Origin of the sequence: Ferrimonas futtsuensis DSM 18154 (assembly GCF_000422645.1) — a bacterium.
In the GTDB taxonomy this organism is placed as follows: domain Bacteria; phylum Pseudomonadota; class Gammaproteobacteria; order Enterobacterales; family Shewanellaceae; genus Ferrimonas; species Ferrimonas futtsuensis.
This window is the reverse complement of sequence record NZ_AUGL01000017.1, coordinates 43,899-67,929: the sequence shown is the minus strand read 5'-3', so window position 1 is coordinate 67,929 and position 24,031 is coordinate 43,899. Positions and strand designations below refer to the sequence as shown.

Below are 24,031 nucleotides of genomic sequence, written 5' to 3'. Positions count from 1 at the left end.
AGACCGAAATGGATCATGGTCTTACCCCGCTGGTGCAGTTCCTGTCTGATACTGTGCCCTTTGATACCCTGCCACAAGAGGCGAGAGAGCGGTGCGCCGCCAGTATTGAGATCGCCTACGCCAGTCGCCGTGACCGGATGATCGAGTTTGACCCGGCCAACCCCTGCCTCTACCTCATCGCCAGTGGCGTGTTTGAGCTGCGCAGCAAGGAGGGCGAACTGCTGGCTCGTCTGGACAGCCACCAGAGCTTCGGCTTCCGGGCGCTGCTCACCGGCGAGCCTACCGCCGCCGATATCCACATCATCGAGGATGGCCTGCTCTATCTGATTCCTCAGGTGATGTTTGATGAACTTCGCTATCACCATAAGGAGTTTGAGCGCTTCTTCAATCGACAGCATGGCCAACGCATCCGCCTGGGGGAGCGTTACGACAGCCACAGGCACACCAACTCCATGAAGCTGGCCAAAGTGATGAGTGCCAATGTGGTCAGTGGTGAAAGCCAGATGAGCATCGCCGAGGCCGCCGCCAAGATGAGTGAGCACCGCATCTCCTGCCTGCCCATCACCGAGGATGGGCGGATCATCGGCATTCTGACCGACAGAGATCTGCGTAACCGGGTGTTGGCCAAGGGGGTCGAGGTGACCACCCTGGTCAGTGAAGTGATGACCGCCGATCCCCTGTGCGCCGAACCTCAATCCACCTGGTTTGATGCCCAGCTGATGATGACCCGCTACAACATTCATCACCTGCCTGTGGCCGAGAGTGGCAAACTGGTGGGCTTGGTGACCAGCAATGATCTGATGCGTCAGCTGGACTCGGATCCGGCGTTGATCATCAAGCAGCTGAACCGCTGTAAAGATCTGGACGCCCTGGTGCGGGTGATGGAAGGGGTGCCGAATCTGGTCAAGGCTCAGGTGGCCGCCGATGTTTCCGCCGAACAGGTGGGCCGATTGCTGACCGCCATCTCTGACCGTCTGACCGAAAGGCTGATCAATCTGGCCAAGGAGGAGCTGGGGCCGGCCCCCATCAACTGGTGCTGGCTGGCATTCGGCTCTCAGGCGCGCATGGATCAGGTGGTGGGATCCGATCAGGACAACGGGCTGCTGCTCGCCAAGGAGCCCGATGAGGAGGAGCGCAGCTACTTCCTCAAGCTGGCGGAGTTCGTCTGCCTTGGGTTGGATCGCTGTGGTCAGACCCTGTGCAAGGGCGAAGTGATGGCGATGAACCCCAAGTGGTGTCTCTCCATGGAGGGGTGGACGCAGCAGTTTGACCGCTGGATTCTCGAGCCTGAGCCGATGGCGGTAATGCACAGCTCCATCTTTTTCGACATCCGCGGCATCGCCGGAGACCTGGCACTGGCGAAACAGCTTCAGCACTATGTGGTGCACCAGGCCAGTCAGTCGGACTTTTTCCTGACCTATCTGGCGCGCAACAGCGTCAGCCGCCGTCCGCCTCTTGGATTCTTCCGTCAGTGGGTGCTGGACAAGGACGGCGAACAGAAGGAGGGGGTGGATCTCAAGCATCGGGGGCTGGCCATCGTCAACGACATCGGCCGGTTGTATGCCCTGGCGTGTGGCAGTGACGAGGTGGAAACCCCCCGGCGTCTCAAGGCGGCGATGGAAGCGGGTCTGCTGACCCGTAGGGACGCCCTCAACATTGCCGATGCCCTGGAGTTCATTCGCCAGCAGCGGCTGGATAACCACGAACGCCAGTGGCAGGCGGGGGAGGGGGCCAGCAACTACCTCGAGCCGCGCTCCCTGTCTCAGTTAGTGCGTCACCAGCTCAAAGACGCCTTCGTGGTGGTGGGGCAGGCTCAGGATGGGGTGAAGCTCAAATATGGGAAGCAGCTGTGAGCCTGCTCAGCAGCAGGTTGTGGCGCTGGCGCTGGCAGGCCTGGCGCTGTGCTGAAGCGGTGCCTGCCACAGACTGTATCGGGGCACGTTTCCTGCAGTTGCCCCTGTTGGCACTGGATCTGGAACTGACCGGCCTTAACCCTAAAGAGGATGAGATCGTCAGCATCGGCGCCGTGCCCATCGAGGCGGGACGCATCCAGTGTGGCCAAGCCTTCTATCAGTTGGTGAAAGCCACCGCCAGCGTCGGCCACTCGGCCACCATCCACGGCATTGTCGATGGTCAGCTGGAACAGGCTCTGACGTTGTCAGGTGCCCTTGAGCGTCTCTGGCCTCTGCTGGAGGGCAAGATCCTGGTGTGTCATAACGCCGAGCTGGATCTGGCGTTCCTCAGCCGGGCTTTGAAAGAGTGTGGGGTGTCTGATGCGCCACTGCTGGCGGTGGACACACTGGAGTTGGAACAGCGCCGGCTGCTGCGCCAGGGCAAACCCCTGGCGGCCGGGGATCTCACCCTGGCAGCCTGCCGGGACCGCCATGGCTTGCCCTACTACCAGGGCCACGATGCCCTGGTGGATGCCCTGGCCTGCGCCGAACTGTTGCTGGCGCAGGCTGGTGCCATGGGCGGTAATCCGGGACTGGGGGAGCTGTTGGGGCCCTGAATCAGGGGGAGGGGGTCGACGCATCCGTCATGATGGCGTCGGACTCAGACTCACCCGTGGGGGCCTCCGGCGCAGCTGCGGGTTTGGCGGAGGCGTTTTCCTGAACGGCAGCCGCCGATTTGGCGTCTGAAATGGCCTGGCGCTGCGCGAGAAGCTGATGCTTCAGCATCGCGATGGCCTGGGTGACAGAGTCTGTCTGCTGATCCTGGGCCAGATTGCGTCGGTCCACACCGTCCAGTGCCTGGGCAATTTTATGCAGCCTGCCTTCGGCTCTGAGCACAAAGGCCTCAAAGTCCTCGTTGTCCATGGCGCGCAGGTGGCTGACCATCTGGGCTATGTGGCGGCTGTGGTCCAGTTCAAATTCGGCTTTGGCGACCGCCTGGGCGATGGCGAGGGAGTTTCTGGGATCGGCGGCGATCACTGACTTGGCCATCTCCAGGCTGGCAACCGTGCCCTGAAAGCTGATGGGAACGATCTTGGCCATGCGGTTGCGTTTCATCTGTTCCAGCTGCTTGACCAGGGCGCTCAGCTCGCGCTTTTCGACGGTTTTCACCTCCAGAGCCTGCAGCAACAGCAACAGCTCGGCCTGCTCTTCCCGGGCATCCTCCAGATCACCGTCGGCCACATCCTCCAGCATATCCTCCAGGGTCGCCTCGGCGCGCTGCATCTCTCGAGCGTAGAAGGAGGCGGCGTCCAACTTATCCAGAATCGCCATCATCTCCAGGGTCGGAGCCAGCTGCTTTTCTGCGGTCTGACGAATCAGGTTGGCACTGTCCAGGGCGGTGTTGGCCTGGTTGACGGCCAGCAGGATATCCTCAACGTCTCCCTCGTCCGCTTCGGCGGGGGTATAGCGGATGTCGTCAAACTCCTCCCGGGCTTCCTCCAGTGCCTCTTTGGCCGCCTTCACCTGGTCCGGGGCAAATCGGCTGAGATCCAGGGCATTGAGCGCGGAGAACCTGGACTCAAGTTGTTCAAGGTGTGACTGGGCATTGAGATAGTGCTCGGTGGCCTGGGCTTGGGCCTGCTGCTGTTCCACCAGTTTCGGGGTGCTTTGGCAGCCGCTGAGCAGCAGAGAGAGGATGAGGGCGCTCTGGGGCAGAGGGTGTTTCATGGGAGCCGAGTTCCTTTTGGGGCTTTTAGTGCAGAGCGACATTGTCGGTGCTGCGCCCTGGAAACTTTAGTCCTGGCTGTTTGATTCCTGGCCATACGGAGACAGATTTTCTCTGATTTGTGACCTGGCGGTCATCTTGCTGATAATTCGCGAATTTTTTCAGAAAAAATTCGGTAACAGTTTCCCTCTCTGGCGCCTGGGAGGTTCATTGCTAGGATATAGAATAGATAAGTCAGCAGTTTGGAGGTGCCTATGGCCTTACCCTGGATCCTGGCGGCCCTGGCCGGTGGTCTGGCTGCGGCAGATTACAAGCGCAGTCGTGAGAGGACGCGCCAGCGACGCTACCATGAGCGCAGTCGTTCGCCACAGCTCAAATTGCGTCCCAGTGAGTGGGATGAGGGCAAGGCCAGGGTCGATCCTCAGCCCGGGTCGCTGGTGGCCTGTCATGTGTTTGGTGCGGTGGAGCACGTCGGTGTGTGGGTGGCCCGAGACCAGATTGTGGAACTTCACGGCAGCGGCCTGGTTCGGGTGGTGTCTCCCAGACGTTTCATCCATGGCCGCAGCGGACGCAAGCTGTTTGTCTGTGTGGATCGTCACCACAGGCCGTTGATCGTGCCTGGTGCTGTGGAGAGGGCCGCGACGGCACTCTATCAGTACCGCGAGTATGACCTGCTCAGGGACAACTGCTACCGCTTCGTCTGGTACTGCCTGACCGGTGAGCAGCGCAGTTTCGACAGCTTTGGCGGCCTGAACCGGGCACTGGCGACACTGCATGACAGCGATCTCTATTGGGATGCGGCTCGCGTAGATGTTGTCTGAACAATAGGATGCGGCAAAAAAAACGGCGCCCATGGGCGCCGTTTCCGTTTTCAGAGATTACTGCTTTTCGGCCAACTGGGCTTTGGCGGCGGCCACGGCCGGAGCGATCAACTCAAGGCCGGTCTGCTCGCAAGGGGGCAGCTCGGCATCGCAGCGGTTCACCGGGGTGACCCGGTCACCCCATTTGATCACTGCGGCGGCGGAGGTGAGGCCGGCACCGAAGGCGCAGGAGAGCAGGGTGTCTCCAGGCTGGATGCGGCCCTGTTCCAGGGCGTCGCACAGGGCGATGGGCACAGTGGCCGCCGAGGTGTTGCCGTAGTTCTCGATATTGATGAACGCCTTCTCGGCAGGCAGGCCCATCTTGCCGATCAGGGTGTCGATGATGCGCACATTGGCCTGGTGTGGCACCACCAGATCCACAGCCTCCAGCGGGGTGTTGCTCTCGGTGAGTACCTTCTTGCCCAGGGAGGACATGCCGGCGATGGCCCGCTTGAAGATCTCCCGCCCCTCAAACTGGAACTGGAAGTCGGTGGCATCCTCGCTCCAGCGGTCCATGTCGCTGCCGAACGCGTCCACCTTGAGGATGTCACGAGCCTGGGGATCGTTGTTCATGGCGTAGCTCAGGACGCCGGTTGGCTCTTCGCTCTCAACCGCTTCCAGAATCACCGCACCGGCGCCGTCTCCGAAGAGGACGGCGGTGTCTCGCTGCAGCCAGTTCAGCAGGAAGGTGAGGCGCTCGGCGCCGATCACCAGAATCTTGCGGCTCTGACCGCTGCGGATCTGGGCGGTGGCCAAACCCAGCGCATAGAGGAAGCCGGAGCAGGCGGCGTTGATGTCAAAGGCGGCACACTGGGCGCCAACTTCCGCCTGCACGGTGGCGGCGATGTTGGGCACCAGGGTGTCCGGCGTGGCACTGCCGAGGATGATCATATCCAGATCGCTGCCTTCGAGGCCGGCGGCGGCCAGGGCGTGTTTGGCGGCGACGGTGGCCATGGCTGAGGTGCTGACGTGGCTGATGTGACGCTGGCCGATGCCGGTGCGGCTGCGGATCCACTCATCTGAGGTATCCATAAAGGTGGCCAGGTCGTCATTGGTCAGGGTTGCTGGGGGCAAACACTTACCCCAGCCGGTAATCTGGGCATGTAGCATGAACGCTCTCCAAAAAGCACGGGGTGTGGTCAACTGGTCACACCACCACTCGGAATTGCAGCATCATACCAGCGGTGAAGGAGGATGTCCCCCCCGAGGCGTGATAGTGCAACGGGGCTCGCGGCCCCGTCCATTATTGTTGATTATTGACGTGCTCCTGCACCAGGCGTTCAACGCCGGACTTAGCATGCAGGATGTGGTTGGTTAGAAGGGTAGTCGCTTCTTCAATCTTGCCCTGGCGGCACAACTCGAGCAGCTCACGATGCTCGTTTTCCGCCCTGGGGATGCCGCCGGTCAGCAGCAACTGCAGCCGGATGTAGCGGTCGGAGTTGGTGTTGAGGCTCTTCACCACCTCCATTGCCTGGGGACGGTTGGCACCCAGGTAGAGGGCCGAATGGAACTGGGTATTGAGTTCGCTCCACATGTTGATGGCGTTCTCTTCCCGAAATGCGGACTCCAGTTGCACCAGCACCGCTTCGGCGGCGTCCAGTTGAGCCTGGGAAAGGTTGGGAATCGACTTGGCCAGCAGGTCTGGCTCGATGAGGGCGCGCAGTTCAAACAGTTCGCTGGCCTGCTCGGCGGAGAGTTCGGTGGCGGTGGCGCCCTTGTGCGCTTCGAACTTCACCAAGCCTTCGGCTTCCAGCTGAACCAGGGCTTCTCGTATGGGAATGCGGCTGACGTTCAGCTCTTCGGCCAGTGCACTCTGCCTCAGAGGCTCACCGGCCTTGATGTCGCCGGAGAGGATCTTCTCACGTAAAACCTCCACCACCAGTTGGGTACGGGTCTTGTGAACAATGGGAGTGGCCTGACTCATAGTTGCTTACTTATTGATTACACAAACTATAGGGTAACTACTTTAACTGAGATTGAAAAGCCGCAGGCCCGTTGCCGGGCCTGGGTGTGGGCCTGGTCAGTAACGCAGCTGAGGGGTTGTGCTCCGATCACTGAGGTGTTGGGGCAACAGGCTCTGGGGCAGGTTTTGCCAGGCCAGGGGCCGGGTGAAGCGCTTGATCGCTTCTGCGCCCACCGAGGTGGACTGGCTGTGGGTAGACGCGGGCCAGGGACCACCGTGCTGCATGGCGTGGCACACTTCGACGCCGGTGGGCATCTGGTTGGCAATAAGCCGACCGACCCGATAGGCCAGTTCCATCACCAACGTCCGCTCATCCTGCATCTCCGGCTCGGAGCCATGGACAGAGGCGGTGAGCTGGCCGGGCAGGGTACGTATGGCCTGCAGCAGCTGCTCCCGACCGTCGAAGGTCACCACCAGGGTACAGGGGCCAAACACCTCCTCCAGCAGGTCCGGGTTGGCCAGCAGGGTGTCCCCCCTGCAGCTGGCGACCAGGGCCCGGCTCTGGTTGGCCTGGGTACAGGGTTGCCCTTGGGTTACCAGGGTGACGCCCTCGGAGGAGATCAGCTGGTCGGCCGACTCGGCATAGGCCCGGGCAATCCCCGGGGTCAGCATGGTGCCGGGTCCTTGCTGTTCAATCAGGTTGGAGAGCCTGGTCAGGTAGCGCTCGCCGCCTGCGCCTGTGATCATCAGCACCAGCCCCGGACTGGTGCAGAACTGGCCCTGGCCCATCATCATCGACCCGTGCTGCTGCTCGGCCAGGGCTTCGGCGTCCTGTTCCAGCTTCTCAGGCAGCAGCAACTGAGGATTGAGGCTGCCCAGTTCACCGAAGAAGGGGATGGGCTGGGGGCGACCGGCGGCGATCTGGCTCAGCACCTGACCCACCTTGAAGGAGCCGGTGAAGCCGACGGCCTGGATGGCTGGCGCCCTGACCAGATCCTGAGACAACCGGGGGGATTGGCCTTGAAGCAGGTTGAAGACGCCACGGGGAGCGCCCACTTTCTCCATGGCGGCCAGCATGGCTCTGGCCACCAGCTCTGTGGTGGCCGGATGGGCTGGATGGCCCTTGACCACCACCGGGCAGCCGGCGGCCAGGGCTGAGGCGGTATCCCCGCCGGCGGCGGAGAAGGCCAGGGGAAAGTTGGATGCGCCAAACACGGCCACCGGCCCCAGGGGCAGGTGATCCAGCCGGATATCCGGTTTGGGCAGGGGGTGGCGATCCGGCTGGGCCAGGTCGATGATGGCCGGTTGTTTGGGCTCGCGCAGCTGCCGGGCAAACAAGCGCAGCTGACCACAGGTGCGGCCGCGCTCACCGTTAAGTCGCGCCTCGGGCAGGGCGGTTTCCCGAGTGGCGACCCGGGTCAGGGTTTCACCCAGAGCGTCGATGGCCTCGGCCATCGCCTCCAACAACTGGGCGCGTTGCTCTGCTGACCACAGCCGATACTCCATAAAGGCGCAATCGGCGGCGTTTACCGCAGCCTCAAGCTCCCCGGTGCTGGCGTCGCAAAAATGCCAGGGAAGGGGTTCGTTGCGCTCCGGGTCAAAGCTGGAGAATCCCCCGTTGGGTTCTCCTACCCACAGGCCGTTGATTAGATGCTGTCCTGATATCTGGTTCATATATATTCCTTAGAGAACCTGGAAGCCGAAGGCGTAGGGATCGTCGTCATCCACGGTAATGGTGTTGTGGCCGGTCACCCGGGCCCAGCCCTGAATGGAGGGCTGGATGGCGGGGTAGGGACCCACTTCGGTGGTGGCTTCCACCCGGCCGATAAACTGGCTGCCGATGATGGACTCGTGCACATACTGTTCCCCGGTATCCAGCAAGCCTTTGGCGTGGAGCTGGGCCATGCGGGCACTGGTACCTGTGCCGCAGGGGGAGCGGTCTATGGCCTTCTCTCCGTAGAACACCGCGTTGGCACCGTCGGAATCGCCATGGAGCGGCTCTCCGGTCCAGAGCACGTGGGAGATCCCCTGCACCGTGGCATCCAGAGGGTGAACGCAGTCCAGCGTCTGTTGGGCGATTTGGCGCACCAGGGGGCTCCAGCGCAGGATCTTCTCGGCGCCCCAGTGACGCAGGCCGGGATAGTGGCGTTGTGGGTCGACGATGACATAGTAGTTGCCGCCGTAGGCGACATCCACGGTGAGATCGCCCAGTCCCGGTACGCTCAGGGTGACCTCTCTGTGGGCTAGGTAGCTGGCGATATTGGTCAGCCTGACCCAGTCAACCTTGCCGGCGCTTTGTTGGTAGCGCACCTGCAGCTGCCCGGCAGGCACATCCAGACGCAGCTCCCCCGCTACCCTGGGGGTGATCAATCCCGCCTCCAGGGCGGCGGTGACGGTGCCTATGGTGCCGTGGCCACACATGGGCAGGCAGCCTGAGGTCTCAATAAACAGGATGGCGGCATCAGCCTGCTCAGAGCAGGGGGGATAGAGGAAGGCGCCGGACATCATGTCGTGGCCCCGGGGTTCAAACATCAGAGCCCGGCGAATCCAGTCATGATGCGCCAGAAAATCCTGGCGCTTGTCACTCATGGTCCTGCCCTTGAGGTTGGGGTGGCCGCTGGTGACCAGTCGCACCGGGTTGCCGCAGGTATGGGCATCGATGCAGGCAAAGGTTCCCTTTAACATGGCGCCCTCCTCAGTCCAGATTGAATTGACTCAGATCGGGCCGGGTGGCGATGGCGTCTTCATACACCTTGGTGACCCGTTGCCGCTCGGCGCCGGAGAGGGGCAGCCTGGGGGCCCGTACGTTCTCGCTGCCCCGTCCCGCTAACTGCTCGGCAAACTTGATGCACTGCACCAGGTGAGGAACCGTGTCCAGTCGCAACAGCGGCAGGAACCAGCGCCAGATCTCCCTGGCCTGGTCATAGCGACCGGCTCGTGCCAGCTTCATGATGGCCACAGATTCTCTGGGGAAGACGTTGGTCAACCCGGAGATCCAGCCGGTGGCGCCCAGCATCAGGCTTTCCAGGGCGATGTCGTCGACGCCGCAGAACACGATGAAGCGATCGCCAAACTGGTTATGAAGCTCGGTGATGCGGCGGGTGTCTGTGGTGGACTCCTTGATGGCGACGATGTTGGCCTCCTGGGCCAGTATCTGGGTCATCTCCAGGTCCACATCCACGCCATAGGTCACCGGGTTGTTGTAGATCATGATGGGCAGGGCGGTGGCCCGGGACACCTGCTGATAGTGATACAGGGTCTCCTCACGGTTGGCACGGTACACCATGCCGGGCAGCAGCATGATGCCGTCCACTCCTAGCTTTTCCGCGTCATTGACGAAGCTCTTGGCAAACTCCGTGGTGGTTTCGGCGCAGCCGCTGATCACCGGAATCCGGCCTGCGGCCACTTCCACCGTGTGCTTGAGAAAGGCCCGTTTCTCCTGTGGGCTCAGGGAGCAGTTCTCGCCCACTGTGCCCAGGGCGATGACACCGTCGATGCCATCGTCAATCAGCTGATTGAGCATGCGGGCATTGGACTCAAAATTGATGCTGCCGTCGTCGCGGAACTGGGTGGAGATGGCTGGATAGACGCCGTTCCAGGTTACTTTCATGGGGATCCTTCCTTATTGTTTTCCATAGTACCGGTCTGAAAATCATCATGACCGATATGTATATTGTATGCAATGTCGAAATTTATGTTACTTTAAGGTTAACGAATCGACAAGGATCGGGGAAGATAGCTGTTGAGGCTGTTTATGGAGAGGGTCTCTTCGGTGGCGGTGTCAATGCTGCCGAAGGACACGCTGCACTTAGGATGTGGAGGCAAGGGAATGAAGTTTGATATGCCGAAGGAGCTGGCCCTGGAGGGGATCACCACCCTGGACGCTCATACCGAGGGCGAGCCTCTGAGGATCATTACCGGAGGCTACCCGCCTGTTTTTGGCCGGACGCTTTTGGAGAAGCGCCGTTACCTGGCCGAACACCTGGACCAGTACCGCACCCTGCTGATGCATGAGCCCAGAGGTCATGCAGACATGTATGGGTGCCTGATCACCGAGCCGGTGACGCCGGGAGCGGACTTTGGCGTGCTGTTTCTCCATAACGAGGGGTATTCCAGCATGTGTGGCCACGCCATACTGGCGGTCACCCAGGTGGCGGCCAAATGCGGTGTCATAAAGGTAAGTTCGACCCCCAGAGAGATCAGAATCGATGCCCCCGCAGGCCTGATTCGCGCCCGAATCTGGCAGGAGCAGGGGCAGATTAAATCGGACTTTCTCAACGTGCCCTCCTGGGCGGAATCCCTCAATGGCTGTGTGGATGTGGCGGGGTTGGGGCCGGTGGAGTACGACATCGGTTTCGGCGGGGCCTACTATGCCTATGTGGATGCCGACGCACTGGGGCTCGATTGCAGTGCAGACAATATCGCCGCCCTGATTCGCCACGGCAGGGCGATCAAGCAAGCGGTGATGACCAGCCACGGCTTCAGCCACCCTCAAGAGGAGGACCTGGGGTTTCTCTACGGCACCATCTTCACCTCAGCCTGCTGCGCCTCTGGTCACCACAGCAAACATGTGTGCGTGTTCGCCGACGGTGAGGTGGACCGCAGTCCCACCGGAACCGGGGTGGCGGGGCGCGTTGCCCTGCTGTATGCCAAGGGGGAGGTGGAGTTGGGTCAGACTCTGATCATTGAGAGTATCGTCGGCGGCCGGATGACGGTCACCGCCACCGAGTCGATGGCGTTCCACGGCAAGCAGGCGGTGCTGCCCAGGGTCGGCGGCAGGGCCTGGATAACCGGGACTCACCGATTTGTGCTTGAGCCCTCGGATCCCTTTAGCCAAGGCTTTTTCCTGAGGTGAGCATGAGCGAGAGCATCATTGTCATAGGTGGCGGTGTCATCGGTTTGAGCCTGGCCTGGGAGCTGCAAGCGCAGGGAGCCCGTGTCACCGTGCTGGAGCGTGATGAGCCCGGGCGCGGTGCCTCCTATGGCAACGCCGGCCACTTTGCCACCGAGCAGGTATTTCCTCTGGCCGATCCGGCGCTGCTGCCCCAGATCCCGCGGATGTTGCTCGATCCCCTGGGGCCGTTTCGAATCAAGCTGAAGTACCTGCCCAGGGTGCTGCCCTGGATGCTGAGGTTTCTGTTTAACATGACCTCTTCGCGCCGTCGCCAGAACCAGCGGGCCCTGAGCGCCATCAATGGCCGGGCGATCGCGGACTGGCGGACTCTGCTGGCCTCCATTGGCGCAGAGCCGCTGCTGAGTGAGCGCGGCAGTCTGTTGGTGTTCGAGTCCACGGCTAATGATGAACAACAACGGATGGCGGACGGCTTCCGTCAGGCCGGAGTCCGGGTTGAGTGGCTCGATGCCCGGCAGCTCCATGAGTTGGAACCTGCCCTGTCCCCCTCCTTGACTGGCGGCTTGCTGTTTCCCGATACCGGCCACAGCGTCGATCCCTTCGCCATCTGCCAGGCCCTGGTGGACGCCCTGAGAAAGGAAGGGGTGGGTTTTGTCCAGGGGGAGGCCCGGTCCATCGATGTCACCGGCTCGGTCACACTCAAAGGGGGAGGGCAACTTCAGGCGGACAAACTGGTGGTGTGCGCCGGGGCCTGGTCCCGGCCTCTGGCCGCCCAGCTTGGGCACCGGGTGCCCCTGGATACTGAACGCGGCTACCACCTGATGATCCGCGGAGAGAGCGGACTGAGTCGCCCGGTATCCAGTGCCGAGCGCAAATTCATTGTCACCCCGATGGCTGGCGGAACGCGGCTGGCGGGCACCGTGGAGTTCGCCGGGCTGCAGGCGCCCATGAACCCCAGACGCGCCGAGATCCTGTTGCCCCACGCCAAGGCTCTGCTGCCGGCAATAACCGGGCAACCGGGAGAGCCCTGGATGGGGTTTCGCCCATCGCTGCCGGATTCCCTGCCTGTGCTGTCGGCGTCCAGTTCGCCTAAGGTGTACTTCAGCTTTGGCCACCAGCATCTGGGGCTTACCCAGGCGGCCACCAGTGCCCGTCTGATGTCCGCATTGATGCTGGGCCGCTCCCCACACGTTGACCTTGCCCCATACCGCATCGACCGCTTCTGTTGAACGGTGCCGGCCAATGGGTCGAGGTCCGTTTGATTGCGGGCCTCAATGTTGTTTTCCGGCAACACGCTCTCACATCCCCCAATGCGGCATGTGGGTTCGCTCCTGTGCCACAGTGAACTCTGGGACGAGCGCCAGATCCCGAATCCACGTTCTTCTAATCAAATACCCAAATCAATTCCTCTTATTATGAGGCGTTAGCCATAGGAGACTGCTATTCTCACTAGTGAGTTCTGATAGGACAAGGAGCGTCTCGTGTCAGAAGCCTTTATCGCGGATATGCGTAGGCAAGACAGCCTTTCTAACCCTGCCTGCATCGGTTTCTTCAGAGACTGGAGCCGGTCATGAACCTCTTTGCTCCCCCTGATGTTGATCAGCTGCTCTGTCTGGGACAAGAGCGCCTTTGTATTTCCGGTGGCCCCTGGCTCTGTACCGGCGTACTCAGCCTGGATGAGATGGCACCCGAGCTTAAAGCGCAGTGTGTGTCGGACGGCATTTGCACCCAGGCCCTGCGTGGATACCGCTTTGTTGGTGCCGATGGCCAGGCGGTGTTTCTCTGGACCGACTGTCCCCGGGAGAGAATTCAGGTGGGGGGAGGACCCTCTGTCAGCGGCTAACCCCTAAGACCGACTGCGCTGAAGCCTTCTATTACAACTTTCCTTGGTCGGTTTGGCCCATCTGGCCTAGTCTCATTCCTTGCGGTACACGAACTTCCCATGTTGGCCCATTTCTGGATTCGCAACCCAAGGAGCAGAACCATGAAACATTCTCTCTGTATGGCTGTTGCTGTGTTGACCTGCCTGGTTACTTTGCCCACGTCGGCGAAAGAGCAGGGAGCGGGTAATCATCTGGTGCTGAACCTGGTTGGGTCCGGTGACATGTATCAGAGTACGGTTCCGGACATCGACGGGGATGGCTTGGATGATGATGCCATCTGCTTCGATGTGCAGTTGATGGACGCCCACAACCGCCGCCACATCGGCACGGCAACGGATTGTCTGTCGCACGTGACGCCGGTGGGCACGGGTGTTGCCCTGGTGGGGACCACCTACTTTCATCTTCCTCAAGGGACCCTGGTCACTCGGGGGAACACCTCGGTACAACCGACCCTTCAAAACACCATGACGCCGTCGGGGCAGGCGGTCACCCATGTCACAGGAGCGGCAGGAACCGGTAATGCCATCCTGTGGGGCACTGGCCGTTTTGCCGGGGCCATGGGAACCGTCAGGCTGTCTGGTATGGTGGACATGACCAGTTTTGCCGGAAATCCGGGCGATCCCATCGCATTCGATTGCCTCTTTGTGATCGACCTTTACTGATGGCCGCAGGGGAAGCTGGTCTGAGGGCTGACGGCGCCTATATGGCGATGTTGGCCTGACTCAGGGTCAGTAACCCTGCCTAATTCGGCTTGGATTTTAATCACCTGTCCGGGAGTGGCAATGCTCAGCTTCACCCTCTACTCCGAAACCGATGCTCCGAGCGAGAGCAAGCCTTTGCTGGCGGGCTCTCGCAGGGAGTTCGGCATGATCCCGAACCTGCATGCGGTGATGGCGGAATCTCCGCAGCTGTTGCAGGCCTACAAGATGACGCACCAGCTGTTTTGTGCGTCCAGCTTCAATGATGCGGAGCGCACCGTGGTCTGGCAGACCATCAACGGTTTTCATGAGTGCCACTACTGCCTGCCGGCCCATACTGCCATTGCTCATGGAATGGGGGTAGAAGCGGGGCTTATCCAGGCACTGAAGGCTGGCGTGCCTCTTCAGGACCCCAGATTGCAGCTGCTCAGGGAGACCACTCTGGCCCTGGTTCGCGAGCGTGGCAGGCTCAGCGAGGCTCAGCGCCAGGCCTTTCTCAGTGCCGGGTTCAGTAAGGCAAATCTGTTGGATATGGTGCTGGCCATCGGCCAGAAAGTGATGAGCAACTACACCAATCACTTGGCGCATACGCCCCTGGACAAGATATTTGAACCCTACAGTTAGCCTTGAGCACAATGAAAAAAGAGTGGCGACCCAACCGCTTTCAGGTACACTGCGCACCCCGGCCACCACAGGGGTGAGCCGACTCATACAGAAGATGCCGATGCAGTTTACCGATCTGGGCCTCTCCCAGCCCCTCCTGGACGCCATAGAAGACCTTGGCTACGAGACTCCTTCTCCCATTCAGGCTCAGGCGATCCCAGCCGTCCTGGAGGGCCAGGATGTGATGGCCGCAGCCCAGACTGGTACCGGTAAGACCGCCGGCTTTACCCTGCCCATTCTGGAGCGTCTGCTTGGGGGCCAGCGGGTGCGGGGCAACAAGTGTCGCGCCCTGGTACTGACTCCTACCCGGGAACTGGCCGCCCAGGTGCAGGAGAGTGTCGATAACTATGGCAAGAACACTCCACTGCGCTCTGCGGTAGTGTTCGGTGGTGTGTCCATCAATCCACAGATGAAGGCGCTGAGTCGGGGCGTCGATATGCTGGTGGCGACCCCGGGTCGCCTGCTGGATCTCTATCAGCAGAATGCGGTGCGCTTTGATCAGCTGGAAGTTCTGGTTCTGGATGAAGCGGACCGCATGTTGGACATGGGCTTTATCCGCGACATCAAGAAGATTCTGGCCCTGTTGCCTGCCAAACGGCAGAACCTGCTGTTCTCCGCCACCTTTTCCGATGAGATTCGTGATCTGGCCAAGGGCCTGGTGCACAATCCGGTTGAGATCTCAGTCACTCCGCGCAACGCCGCCGCCAAAACCGTGGAGCAGGTGGTGCACCCGGTGGACAAGAAGCGTAAGCCTCTGGCCCTGGCCGAGCTGATCGGCAAGAACAACTGGCAGCAGGTGCTGGTGTTCACCCGAACCAAGCACGGCGCCAACCGCCTGACCCGCTACCTGGAAGAGTTCAAGATCACCGCTGCCGCCATTCATGGCAACAAAAGCCAGGGGGCGCGCACCCGGGCACTGGCGGACTTCAAGTCCGGTGCCATCCGAGTACTGGTGGCCACCGACATCGCTGCCCGTGGTTTGGACATCGACCAGCTGCCTCAGGTGGTGAACTTCGATCTGCCCCAGGTGGCAGAGGATTACGTTCATCGCATCGGCCGTACCGGTCGCGCCGGGGCCAGCGGTCATGCCATCTCCCTGGTCTGTCAGGATGAGCATGAGCAGTTGGTGGCCATTGAGCAGTTGATTCAGCGCCACCTGGACAGGGAGGTGCTGGAGGGGCACGCGCCTCACAATGCCCTGGCGGACTCCAAGCCCATCCGTCCACCTAAGAAGAAAAAGCCCAAGAAGCCGAAGAAGCCCACGGACTCTGTCGAGGGGGAGCAGCCCCCGGCCGACTCTAAAGCTGAACCCAAGCGTCCTCCCCGCCGCAAACCCCAGGGCGGTCGTCCAGGCGGTCAGCGTCCTCAGGGTAGCGATGGCGCCAAGGCTGCGCCCAAGCCCCGTCGTCGACGTCGGAAGCCACAGGCCAACGCCTGATCTGGTACGGACCGCCATCTCATTCCCCCTTGAACTACCCTTAATGGAGAGGCGTAGGAGCTGACAAAGGGGGCAGAGATGGCGGATTTCGTGGAGTGCATGAGGCTCAGGGCCAAGGCGGCGGAGGACATCTACTTCGCCGAGTACAATCGTAAGCTGATTGAAGCCCTGCATGAGAAGCAGGCCCGTGATCATGAACCCGGTGAACTCAAACACCCTGCCGATCAAGATGTGATTCACTCCGACAGGTGAGTTGACGGGTTAGAAGTTCCACCGCAATTGGCCGTACCACAGGGTGGCGGGCGACTGGCCAAACAGGCTGCTGTCGCTGCCATCGAAGTACTGCACCACTCCCAGCAGGCTCCATTCGTCGGCCAGGGAGTGGCTCAGGCTTGCGCCAAAAAACACGGATTCATCGTCGTAATAGCTGGCGGAGAGTACCAGCCGGGTCAGGGCGGTGAGATCCCATCCCAGTTCGCCATAGGTGGTGAGTTCGGTAAAGCTCAGGGTGCGGGCAGAGAGCGGCAACCTGAGATACTCCGCCGCCGAGGGGGCGGGCAGGGGATCGCTGATGTACAGCAGTGCCAGCCGGGCCAGCAGGTTACTCTGCCCGGCGAAGCTGTAATCGCTCTCCAGGCTGGTTACCCAGCTGGATGCCATCTGGGAAAGCTGTGGATCCGGCTGCTGAGGATCGAAATGGCTGATTTCGCCTCGAACGCCGGCGCCGCTTATGTCTGTGGCAAATCCCACCCCGACGACACGGTCGAGCCCGGACTTTCCTGCCAGCAACTGGCCATCCCAACCCTTCACATTGAACAGGTAGCGCAGGGCGTAGCTGTGACGGTCCGGATCGTCGTCTGGGCTGAACACCAGATTGAATTCGCTGGCGAAACCCAGTTGACGGCTGACCATCAGGGCATCGCTGCCGGGGCGTTCCTCGTAGTCAAAATCGTAGATGGAGTAGGCGTTGAACAGGTCATTGGGGTTCCACACCGTGGTCATGCCCCAGTTGATGCGAAAGCGCCCGCCCCTGAGTTGCCACCGCTCTCCCTGCCAGGTGGCGTAGAGACGATCGAAGCTGGAGGTGCCCAGCAGCGAGTCTCGTTCCAGCCAGTTGCCGGAGAGATCCCAGTAGCCGGGATCGGCGCCAATCAGGTCGCTGTAGCCGGGCTGTGAGAGGGCGTCGCTGTAGAGCAGGCGATTGCGCATCCCCAGGTTGAACTGCCACTGCTCCTGACTCCGGTACTCCAGATCGAACCTCTGATGCAGCAGGTGCTCGGTCAGACTGGGGGCCGCCTTTGGCTGGGTGACACTGGTCATCCCCTTGAGATAGCCAGACAACGACCAGGGAGATTGAGGTGTCAGACCGGGGATCTGCGCCTGGGCCAGGGACGGGAGCAGCAGCAGGGGCCAGACTCTCATTGAGGCCTGTCCTCGGTGATGCGGCCATCTTCCATCACCACCACCCGGCGGGCACGGGTGATCACCCGGGGATCGTGGGTGGAGAAGATAAAGGTGGTACCCTCCTGTCGATTGAGCTGCTGCATAATGTCCAGCAATTCAGAGGTGCTTTGGGCATCCAGATTGGCGGTGGGCTCGTCGGCCATCACAAACCTGGGGTTGGGGGCCAGGGCCCGGGCGACGGCCACGCGCTGCTGTTGTCCTCCGGAGAGCTTGGCGGGCCGTTTGTGCATGTGGGCCGTCAGTCCCACCCGATTCAGCAGAGACTCCGCCCGTTGCCGGCACTCGCTGGCGCTGTGGCCCTGGAGTTGCATCACAAATTCAACGTTCTCCAGTGCGGTCAGGACGGGGAGCAGACTGTAATCCTGAAAAATAAACCCGACCTGATCCCGGCGAAAGGCGATCAGCTCATCGTGGGTCAGGGTATCGATGCGCCGCCCATCGATGGTGACCTGGCCCCGAGTCGGGCTGTCCAACCCCCCGAGCAGGTTCAGCAGGGTGGTTTTGCCCGAACCGGAGGGGCCCATGATGGCCACAAACTCCCCCTGCTCTATGGTCAGGTCGACCTGATCCACCGCCTTAACGGGAAAGTCGGTGTTCGGGTTGTAGGTCTTGCAGAGCTGGTCGATGACTATGGTCATGGTCAGTGTTTCTCCGACATGGCGTCTACCGGTTGCTTGCGCAGTATCTGACGGGCGGGGTAGAGGGCTGCCAGCATTGCCGTCAGGGCTACGGTAACGAACACCATCAGGTACTCCGTCAGCTCCACCCTGGGGTAGAGCAGGGTGTCGACCCCGAAAGCGGCCAGCCCCTCGGCCATCAACTGCAGGTTGATGCCGGTGTGGGCCAGTATCATCATCAGCAGCGCACTGAGAATGACGCCCAGCAGGCCACCGGAGCAACCGAGCAGGGTGGTTTCCAACAGGATCAGCAGAAAGATGCGGCCTTTGGGCATGCCTACCGCCATCAGCATGCCAAACTCCCGGGTGCGTTCAAACACCGACATCAGCATGATGTTGATGATTCCCAGCCCCATGGCGGTGACATACACCCCCAGAATGATGCCGTTGCTGACGCCGCTCTGTGACAGGATCGACGCCAGCATCGGCTGTATCTCCCCCCAGGCGTCGATGCTGTTTCCCGGTGCGCTTTGGGACCGAAGGGCGTGGCGAACCCGGTCCAGATCGCGCTGATCCCTGAAGTCCGACTCAGTGAGGCGGATGGCAATCTCATGCACCCCTTCGAGGCCTGCCAGGGAGTGAAGATCGCTGCGGCGTACATAGAGGTTGTTGTCGTCGAACTGACTGGAGGGGGTCTGGAACAGCCCCCGAACCCGGAAGGCCGCGCCGGTGACGTCACCTGAGCGGTCGGAAAAGGTGATCACCACCTTGGACCCAAGCCTCAGTTTCAGACGCTCTGCGGTGCGGCGGGACAGCACCACCGGGTTGCGGCCTTGGTCGTCCAGCCATTGCCCCTCAACCAGGTGGCTGGCCACCGGGGTCACTTGTGCCTCGTCGGTGGGCGTGACGCCACGGATCAGCACGCCACGGGAACTGCGCGCCGAGGCAACCATTCCCTGAGTCAGAAAACGTGCAGAGACGGCGGCCACGTCCGGGTTGTGCCCCAGCGCGTTCAGAATCGGCTCGGGGTCAACTATGGTACGGCTTATCTCAGGGTTTTCCCGGTAGCCTGCCCGCTGCACCTGCAGGTGACTGGTCTGCCAGGCGATGGCGTTATCGATCATGTTGGCGTACATGCCGGTGAGAAAGCCCATCAGGGTGATCACCCCGGTCAGACCAAACACCATGGTGGCCAGCAGAATGCCGGTGCGAAGCGGGTTGCGCCACAAGTTGCGCCAGGCCAGCTTAATCAGCATCATCCCCCCCTTTGAGTGCATTGACCAGCTTGAGCCGGAGGATGCGTGTGATGGGGTAGATGAGGCAGAGAAGCAGCAACAACAAGATAATGGCTATCTGGTCGCCCACCAACTGGGCTGACAACACCATGGGCATGGTCGGCTCCCAACCCAGCTCCAGCATCATCCTGGCCGCATCGCCGCTCAACCTGATGGGGTGCCGGGTAAACCAGACAATCAGTGGCAGGGCCACCGTCAGGCCCATCATGATGCCCAGGGCGCCTATCAACAGGGATTCGATCAGCACCAGGGCGACCAGCCGAAGCCGGGTCATGCCGGTGGCCATCATCACCGCAAACTCCCGGCGACGCTCCAGGGTCATCATCATCAGGGTGGCAAACAGGCCAAACCCCACCACACCGTACAGCAGAAAGATCATGAACTGACCACCGGCACGGTCCATCTGGATCTGTTGGGCCATCTCCGGAGAGAGGGTCTGCCAATCCAGCACCCTCTGGTCTGGGTAGAGGCTGCTCAGTTGGGTCATCAGTTCTGGCAGAGCTTTAAGATCGGTGGGGTGAATCAGCCAGCTGCTGATCTGGTCACCGGCGCCGAACAGGCGCTGAGCACTGGCGAGTGGCAGGTAGGCGAGGGAAGAATCAAACCCCGGCATGGCGAACCGGATGATCCCGGCAACCTGAAACAGCCCGGCGGCGGTCTGTCCACGATACCCTTGGCCGTAGAGGGCCACTTCATCGCCTACCGACAGCTCCAGGTGCCTGGCCAGCCCCTCGCCGAGCAACACCTGCTCCGGCGCTAAATAGGCTCCCTCCACGACCCGGCTGGCCAATCCGGAATAGCGATCCTCCCGCAGGGGGGGAACGCCCATCACCAGAATCCCCTTGGAGGCGTGCTCTCCCGCAGCCAGGGCAAAGGCTTCCAGGCGTGGCAACACCATGGTGACCTGGTCAAGGGCCAGGGCTGGGGCAATAAAGGGGGCGCTACCGGGCAGCAGGTGGTCAATGCTGTGGCTTTGCTGGAATTCTGGATGCTGGATCTGTATCAGCCCGGTGGAGAGGCGGGCGGCGTTGTCGATGTTGCTGTCGTAGGTGCCCTCCTGCAGGCTGCGGGTCAACAGCGACAACAGCAGCGCCAGGGCCAGGGCGGACGCGGTGAGCAGGGTACGTCGCTTCTGTCGCCACAGATTTCGCCATGCCAGCAGCAGCAACATGGGTTAGTCCCTTAGCTGCTTCATTTGGGACTGGGAGAAGAACGCGTCGTCTATGGCGAAGTCGAACTCGGCCTGATGGGTCTCTATTCGGGTGAGCTGGCCGGGCTTGTCTGCGGGGATCATCTCCATCAGGGTGGCAATCTGGCGCCCGCCGAGGGTCTGGACCTCTGAGGTGGTGAGTGTGTTGACCAGTTCGTCAAATTCGTCATAGAACTCAACCCGGCGTTGCAGAAAGCTCTCTTTTGCAATCCACAGCTTGACCCTGGACCAGACCACCGGCGCCTCTTCCCGGGCGACGGCGTCGATAACCCAGCAAGGTTTATCTTCGATGGGGGCCTCACCCAGCAGTTGGTGCCGGTAGTCCACCACTATCGAGGACTGATTGATCAGGTCATCATTAGTGAAATCCGACCCCATCCAGGACTGGCCAAGCATCGAGGGGGCAATCTTGATGACTCTTTCTATGCCCGGAACCCAGTTCCACATCTCCCGATAACGCCGCAGTGAGGCACTGCCCTTGTCTTTGGCCGGTGCGGTAACCAGCACCAAAGAGAGATCCTGTCCCTTGGTCCAGCTCTTCATGGTCATGGTGCGCTGCCATTGTGGTCTGACGATGGTCATGGTCATCTCGGAGTAACTGGACTCTCCGCGCATCTGCTGATCGGATTGACGGACAATCTCCAGGGCGTCCATGGCCAGGGATGGCATGGGCCAGCCCAGCAGCAAGATGAGTAGCAACCGATGCATGAGTCCTCCTGAAATGAGGGCGGTAGGATTTGTGCCTGACCCAGGGCCGGTGTTTGCCGAGTCCCACCCTGGATCGGCAATCCGATTCGACCTGCTATGACCAATATACTGATATGCAGGCACTTTGGTCCATAACCCCAGTGCGAAAAAGCACCAAGTTAAGAGCGGCTAAAAACACACTTAATCACATTGTCTTTATTGGATACTGTGGTTAAACTGAAATGCTTTCGTCAAATCGACCATATAATTCAAGCGCAGGTGAATGGGTGAGGCATGCTTTGCTTCGCCAAAGTGAGGTCGTCGCTGAAATATCTCTTGCCGAAATCCGCATTGTGCGACTGAAAATTGTCGTTGACCGCCAGTTTTGGATTGATGCCTTAATTATTTGCTGGCACTAAATTAGCTTACTTTAATTTAGAATATTCACTATTAGCATTATGTTGGCTGATAAATTTATGAATTTCTAACGCGGGCCCCATGTTCTATTGCTTGTGGTAATCCTCTATTGCCACAGTGATCTTGCATAACCCGCACAGCTAAAAAACCAACGCGAATTGGCGCATCTTGTTGTTTTACAAGAATAATTCCTTGGTTTTTGGCGTTGGCGTGGTTACCCGGTGAAAAAGAATAAATATTCTTTATGTGAGCTGCTAAATTAATTGATGAGCAGGATCTGACATAAAGGAATAAGGGCATTGGTTTAAATTGAAATGACGAGTGGATATTTCCGCGAGTCAGCCTGAAGATTCCAGATATAAGGACTGTGAAAATGGTACCTATGGGTTATATGGCCAAGCGTATAATCGCTAAGCCAGATTGGTTAAAAAACGCAAATGTAAAAAAGCTTTTCTCAGTCAGTGGTTGTAACTCTCATAACCTTATCTGTGCCGAGCAAGATGAATCTCTGTTAAACGGCTATTGGATGCTCAATCGTCGCTCTGATGCGGAGCGGGCACTGCAGCTCGCTGCTGACGACGATGCGCTGCCTCAGGCCTTCTATTACGAACTCTATCCTCAGCAGTGGAATGACTGCCTTGGGCAGTGGGAAGTCTTTTCCGTGGACAGCAAGCGGGCGGTGACCATCGAGGTGCCGGAGACTCCTACCCTTGAGGGCTTCGACATCGTCAGCTTCTCCATGGGCAATCAGCCCGAGTGCTCGTTGCTCTCCTGCAGCCACCTGGCTGAGCGGGTAAAGGTGAATGAGCAGTGCCTGCTGCCGACCCTGGAGGACGCCAAAGCCCTGCTGGCGTCTGACCAGTTCCACGGCTGCGAGCCGGGCCCATACCGGATTCTGGCGGTTTACTCTCTCAATTGAGTCCATTGAATGCCGCCGTAATGGTCGGTTGCCGCCGGGGGTGATCGACCATAACGGCTTGCTTGACACGGCCTCGCCACATCGTCACTCTTTTTCGCTGGCAGCCCCTTCGCTGCCTGAACAAAGCAGAACGCTGACATGCCCCCCTATGGGGCGCCCCCGGTCACCATCGCCAACCATCCAACGCCGGGAAGTAGCGAGTCTGTACTATTGGGCCCATGCTCACAGGATGTGAGGCTCAGGCCACAGACAGTTGCAGGGACGATCATGAACTACTCAACTCTACTCCTTTGCGCCGCCCTTCTGACGGGCTGCACCAGCACCGCTCAGGCTCCTGTCAAATCGGAGGCCTCATCCGCCCCCGCCGTGTTAGCCCTGATTGATTCCAGTCAGTTTGGCCCCAGGCCAGTCATGCAGGAGGAGCCGGACCTGTTTCAACTGCCACTGGCGGAGCAACAGAGGTTTCTGAACTTCTTTAACGCGCCGGAGAATCGTCAGCTACCGGCTCACAGAAGGTTGTATCACTACCTTGAACAGAGCATGGACAACTTCACCTACTATGGTGCGACCTACACCGCTTCCCAAGTGGTGGAGCAGGGCGCAGGCAACTGCCTGTCCCTGGCGATTCTCACCACTGCGTACGCCAATCTGGCCGGCATAGAGGTTGAGTACCTTGGGGTAACCACCAATCCGGTCTATCTAAAACGAGAGAAGTTTGGCCTTATCTCCAATCATGTGCGCACCCGCCTCTACGATCCGGCATTCAAACCGGAGGAGGGCGTCCTCTATGCCAGACGGCCCAGTGTGGTGGTGGATTACTTCCCAACGGCCAACAACTGGCAAAAGGGAGCGGTCAGTCACTCCGCCTTCATGGGGATGTATTACCGGAATCTGGCGGCAGAAGCCCTGACGTCCAATCAACTGGGGCAGGCCGGTTGGCTGGTCAGCACAGCCCTGAAGTGGGACCCCGGCAGCGGGGACAACATCAATCTGCTGGCGGTGATCTACCGAAACATGGCTCTGCCTGAACTGTCCGAGCGCAGTTACCGGCTGGGTTTGGACGCCGAGCCTGATCATCTGGACCTGCTCTCCAACTACCGCTTGCTGCTTCGCCTTCAGGGCAGGGAGGAGGAGGCTGAGCAGTTGACCCGGAGAATCGAGCGCTCCACCGATCCCAGCCCGTTTCGCTGGCTGTCGCTGGGTGACCAGAGCTTTGAGTCCGGTGATTATCAGCGTGCGCTTCGTTACTACGACACCGCCATGGAGCGGGCACCCTACCTTCATCACGGCTATGCGGGCAGGGGAAAGGCCCTGTTCAAGCTGGGCCGCAAAGAGGAGGCCAAACAGGCGTTGGCCCTGGCTTTGCAGCATACCCACGAGGATGAACAGGAGGACCTGTATCGAGCAAAACTGGCAATTCTCGCCGACTCAGAGAGATAAATTGTGTTGAGTGGGGACGGCGTCTCGATCTAATATTGCATACAATATTCAAATGAGGCGAGAGTCG

General features: G+C 60.3%; 23 protein-coding genes. 12 read left to right on the top strand and 11 right to left on the bottom strand.

All coding sequences use genetic code 11. From position 1 onward, the window contains the following. Positions 1–8: 8 nt before the first annotated feature. Positions 9–1,853: a DUF294 nucleotidyltransferase-like domain-containing protein gene (locus tag G505_RS0112165; RefSeq protein WP_028109803.1), complete on the top strand. Its 1,845-nt coding sequence runs from the start codon at positions 9–11 to the stop codon at positions 1,851–1,853. Continuing rightward, a complete protein-coding gene (locus G505_RS21445) occupies positions 1,850–2,509 on the top strand; it encodes a 3'-5' exonuclease (RefSeq protein WP_051216138.1) in 660 nt (219 codons plus the stop codon). Before G505_RS0112165 ends, G505_RS21445 begins: the two co-directional genes overlap by 4 nt. Position 2,510: 1 nt before the next feature. On the opposite strand, the gene G505_RS0112155 is transcribed toward G505_RS21445, so the two are convergent. Beyond that, positions 2,511–3,620, bottom strand: a complete 1,110-nt coding sequence (locus tag G505_RS0112155; protein ID WP_028109802.1) for a hypothetical protein — start codon at positions 3,618–3,620, stop codon at positions 2,511–2,513. Between the two features lie 252 nt (positions 3,621–3,872). Here G505_RS0112155 and G505_RS0112150 point away from each other — a divergent pair, with 252 nt between their 5' ends. Then, positions 3,873–4,439 carry a hypothetical protein gene (locus G505_RS0112150; RefSeq protein ID WP_051216136.1) on the top strand — a complete coding sequence of 189 codons (567 nt, stop codon included), beginning with the start codon at positions 3,873–3,875 and terminating at the stop codon, positions 4,437–4,439. A 57-nt stretch (positions 4,440–4,496) separates the two neighbouring features. Here the strand turns inward: G505_RS0112150 and G505_RS21440 are convergent, their stop codons facing one another. The 5 genes from G505_RS21440 to G505_RS0112125 all read right to left on the bottom strand — a co-directional run bounded on the left by G505_RS21440 (position 4,497) and on the right by G505_RS0112125 (position 9,991). After that, the gene (locus G505_RS21440) at positions 4,497–5,588 is read right to left on the bottom strand and encodes a ketoacyl-ACP synthase III (RefSeq protein WP_035385362.1); all 1,092 of its coding nucleotides are present in this window, start codon (positions 5,586–5,588) and stop codon (positions 4,497–4,499) included. 133 nt (positions 5,589–5,721) lie between these two features. After that, a complete protein-coding gene (locus G505_RS0112140; protein ID WP_028109800.1) occupies positions 5,722–6,402 on the bottom strand; it encodes a GntR family transcriptional regulator in 681 nt (226 codons plus the stop codon). Between the two features lie 96 nt (positions 6,403–6,498). Further along, entirely contained in the window at positions 6,499–8,055 is a 1,557-nt protein-coding gene (locus G505_RS0112135) for an aldehyde dehydrogenase (NADP(+)) (RefSeq protein ID WP_035385361.1), read from the bottom strand. Between the two features lie 9 nt (positions 8,056–8,064). Beyond that, positions 8,065–9,066: a 4-hydroxyproline epimerase gene (locus G505_RS0112130; RefSeq protein ID WP_028109798.1), complete on the bottom strand. Its 1,002-nt coding sequence runs from the start codon at positions 9,064–9,066 to the stop codon at positions 8,065–8,067. A 10-nt stretch (positions 9,067–9,076) separates the two neighbouring features. Next, complete coding sequence (locus G505_RS0112125) at positions 9,077–9,991, bottom strand: dihydrodipicolinate synthase family protein (RefSeq protein WP_028109797.1); 915 nt, start codon at positions 9,989–9,991, stop codon at positions 9,077–9,079. Between the two features lie 219 nt (positions 9,992–10,210). On the opposite strand from G505_RS0112125, the gene G505_RS0112120 reads away from it, so the two are divergent. The 7 genes from G505_RS0112120 to G505_RS23190 all read left to right on the top strand — a co-directional run bounded on the left by G505_RS0112120 (position 10,211) and on the right by G505_RS23190 (position 16,167). Beyond that, the gene (locus G505_RS0112120; protein WP_028109796.1) at positions 10,211–11,236 is read left to right on the top strand and encodes a proline racemase family protein; all 1,026 of its coding nucleotides are present in this window, start codon (positions 10,211–10,213) and stop codon (positions 11,234–11,236) included. Positions 11,237–11,238: 2 nt separating this feature from the next. Continuing rightward, positions 11,239–12,462 (top strand): NAD(P)/FAD-dependent oxidoreductase, encoded by a 1,224-nt coding sequence (locus G505_RS0112115; protein WP_028109795.1) that lies wholly within the window; start codon positions 11,239–11,241, stop codon positions 12,460–12,462. A 341-nt stretch (positions 12,463–12,803) separates the two neighbouring features. Beyond that, a complete protein-coding gene (locus G505_RS0112110; RefSeq protein WP_028109794.1) occupies positions 12,804–13,076 on the top strand; it encodes a hypothetical protein in 273 nt (90 codons plus the stop codon). A 141-nt stretch (positions 13,077–13,217) separates the two neighbouring features. Further along, complete coding sequence (locus G505_RS0112105; RefSeq protein ID WP_028109793.1) at positions 13,218–13,778, top strand: hypothetical protein; 561 nt, start codon at positions 13,218–13,220, stop codon at positions 13,776–13,778. Positions 13,779–13,898: 120 nt separating this feature from the next. Continuing rightward, positions 13,899–14,438 carry a carboxymuconolactone decarboxylase family protein gene (locus tag G505_RS0112100; RefSeq protein WP_028109792.1) on the top strand — a complete coding sequence of 180 codons (540 nt, stop codon included), beginning with the start codon at positions 13,899–13,901 and terminating at the stop codon, positions 14,436–14,438. 100 nt (positions 14,439–14,538) lie between these two features. Beyond that, positions 14,539–15,915, top strand: a complete 1,377-nt coding sequence (locus tag G505_RS0112095) for a DEAD/DEAH box helicase (protein WP_028109791.1) — start codon at positions 14,539–14,541, stop codon at positions 15,913–15,915. Positions 15,916–15,993: 78 nt separating this feature from the next. Beyond that, positions 15,994–16,167, top strand: a complete 174-nt coding sequence (locus G505_RS23190) for a hypothetical protein (protein ID WP_169628216.1) — start codon at positions 15,994–15,996, stop codon at positions 16,165–16,167. 9 nt (positions 16,168–16,176) lie between these two features. Here the strand turns inward: G505_RS23190 and G505_RS0112085 are convergent, their stop codons facing one another. From G505_RS0112085 to G505_RS0112065, 5 genes are read right to left on the bottom strand one after another with little or no spacing between them, the layout of a single operon-like run. Next, the gene (locus G505_RS0112085; RefSeq protein ID WP_028109790.1) at positions 16,177–17,337 is read right to left on the bottom strand and encodes a hypothetical protein; all 1,161 of its coding nucleotides are present in this window, start codon (positions 17,335–17,337) and stop codon (positions 16,177–16,179) included. Next, positions 17,334–18,017, bottom strand: a complete 684-nt coding sequence (locus tag G505_RS0112080; protein WP_028109789.1) for an ABC transporter ATP-binding protein — start codon at positions 18,015–18,017, stop codon at positions 17,334–17,336. The genes G505_RS0112085 and G505_RS0112080 overlap by 4 nt, the downstream gene beginning before the upstream one ends. A 2-nt stretch (positions 18,018–18,019) precedes the next feature. Then, a complete protein-coding gene (locus G505_RS0112075) occupies positions 18,020–19,252 on the bottom strand; it encodes an ABC transporter permease (protein ID WP_028109788.1) in 1,233 nt (410 codons plus the stop codon). Then, a complete protein-coding gene (locus tag G505_RS0112070; RefSeq protein ID WP_028109787.1) occupies positions 19,242–20,462 on the bottom strand; it encodes an ABC transporter permease in 1,221 nt (406 codons plus the stop codon). The genes G505_RS0112075 and G505_RS0112070 overlap by 11 nt, the downstream gene beginning before the upstream one ends. A gap of 3 nt (positions 20,463–20,465) precedes the next feature. Beyond that, positions 20,466–21,209 carry an outer membrane lipoprotein-sorting protein gene (locus tag G505_RS0112065; RefSeq protein ID WP_028109786.1) on the bottom strand — a complete coding sequence of 248 codons (744 nt, stop codon included), beginning with the start codon at positions 21,207–21,209 and terminating at the stop codon, positions 20,466–20,468. Between the two features lie 922 nt (positions 21,210–22,131). Here G505_RS0112065 and G505_RS0112060 point away from each other — a divergent pair. Together G505_RS0112060 and G505_RS0112055 are read left to right on the top strand one after the other, a co-directional pair. Next, positions 22,132–22,524 carry a hypothetical protein gene (locus tag G505_RS0112060; protein ID WP_084643972.1) on the top strand — a complete coding sequence of 131 codons (393 nt, stop codon included), beginning with the start codon at positions 22,132–22,134 and terminating at the stop codon, positions 22,522–22,524. Between the two features lie 267 nt (positions 22,525–22,791). Next, positions 22,792–23,964, top strand: coding sequence for a tetratricopeptide repeat protein (locus G505_RS0112055; protein WP_028109784.1), 1,173 nt, complete (start codon positions 22,792–22,794; stop codon positions 23,962–23,964). Positions 23,965–24,031: the final 67 nt, after the last annotated feature.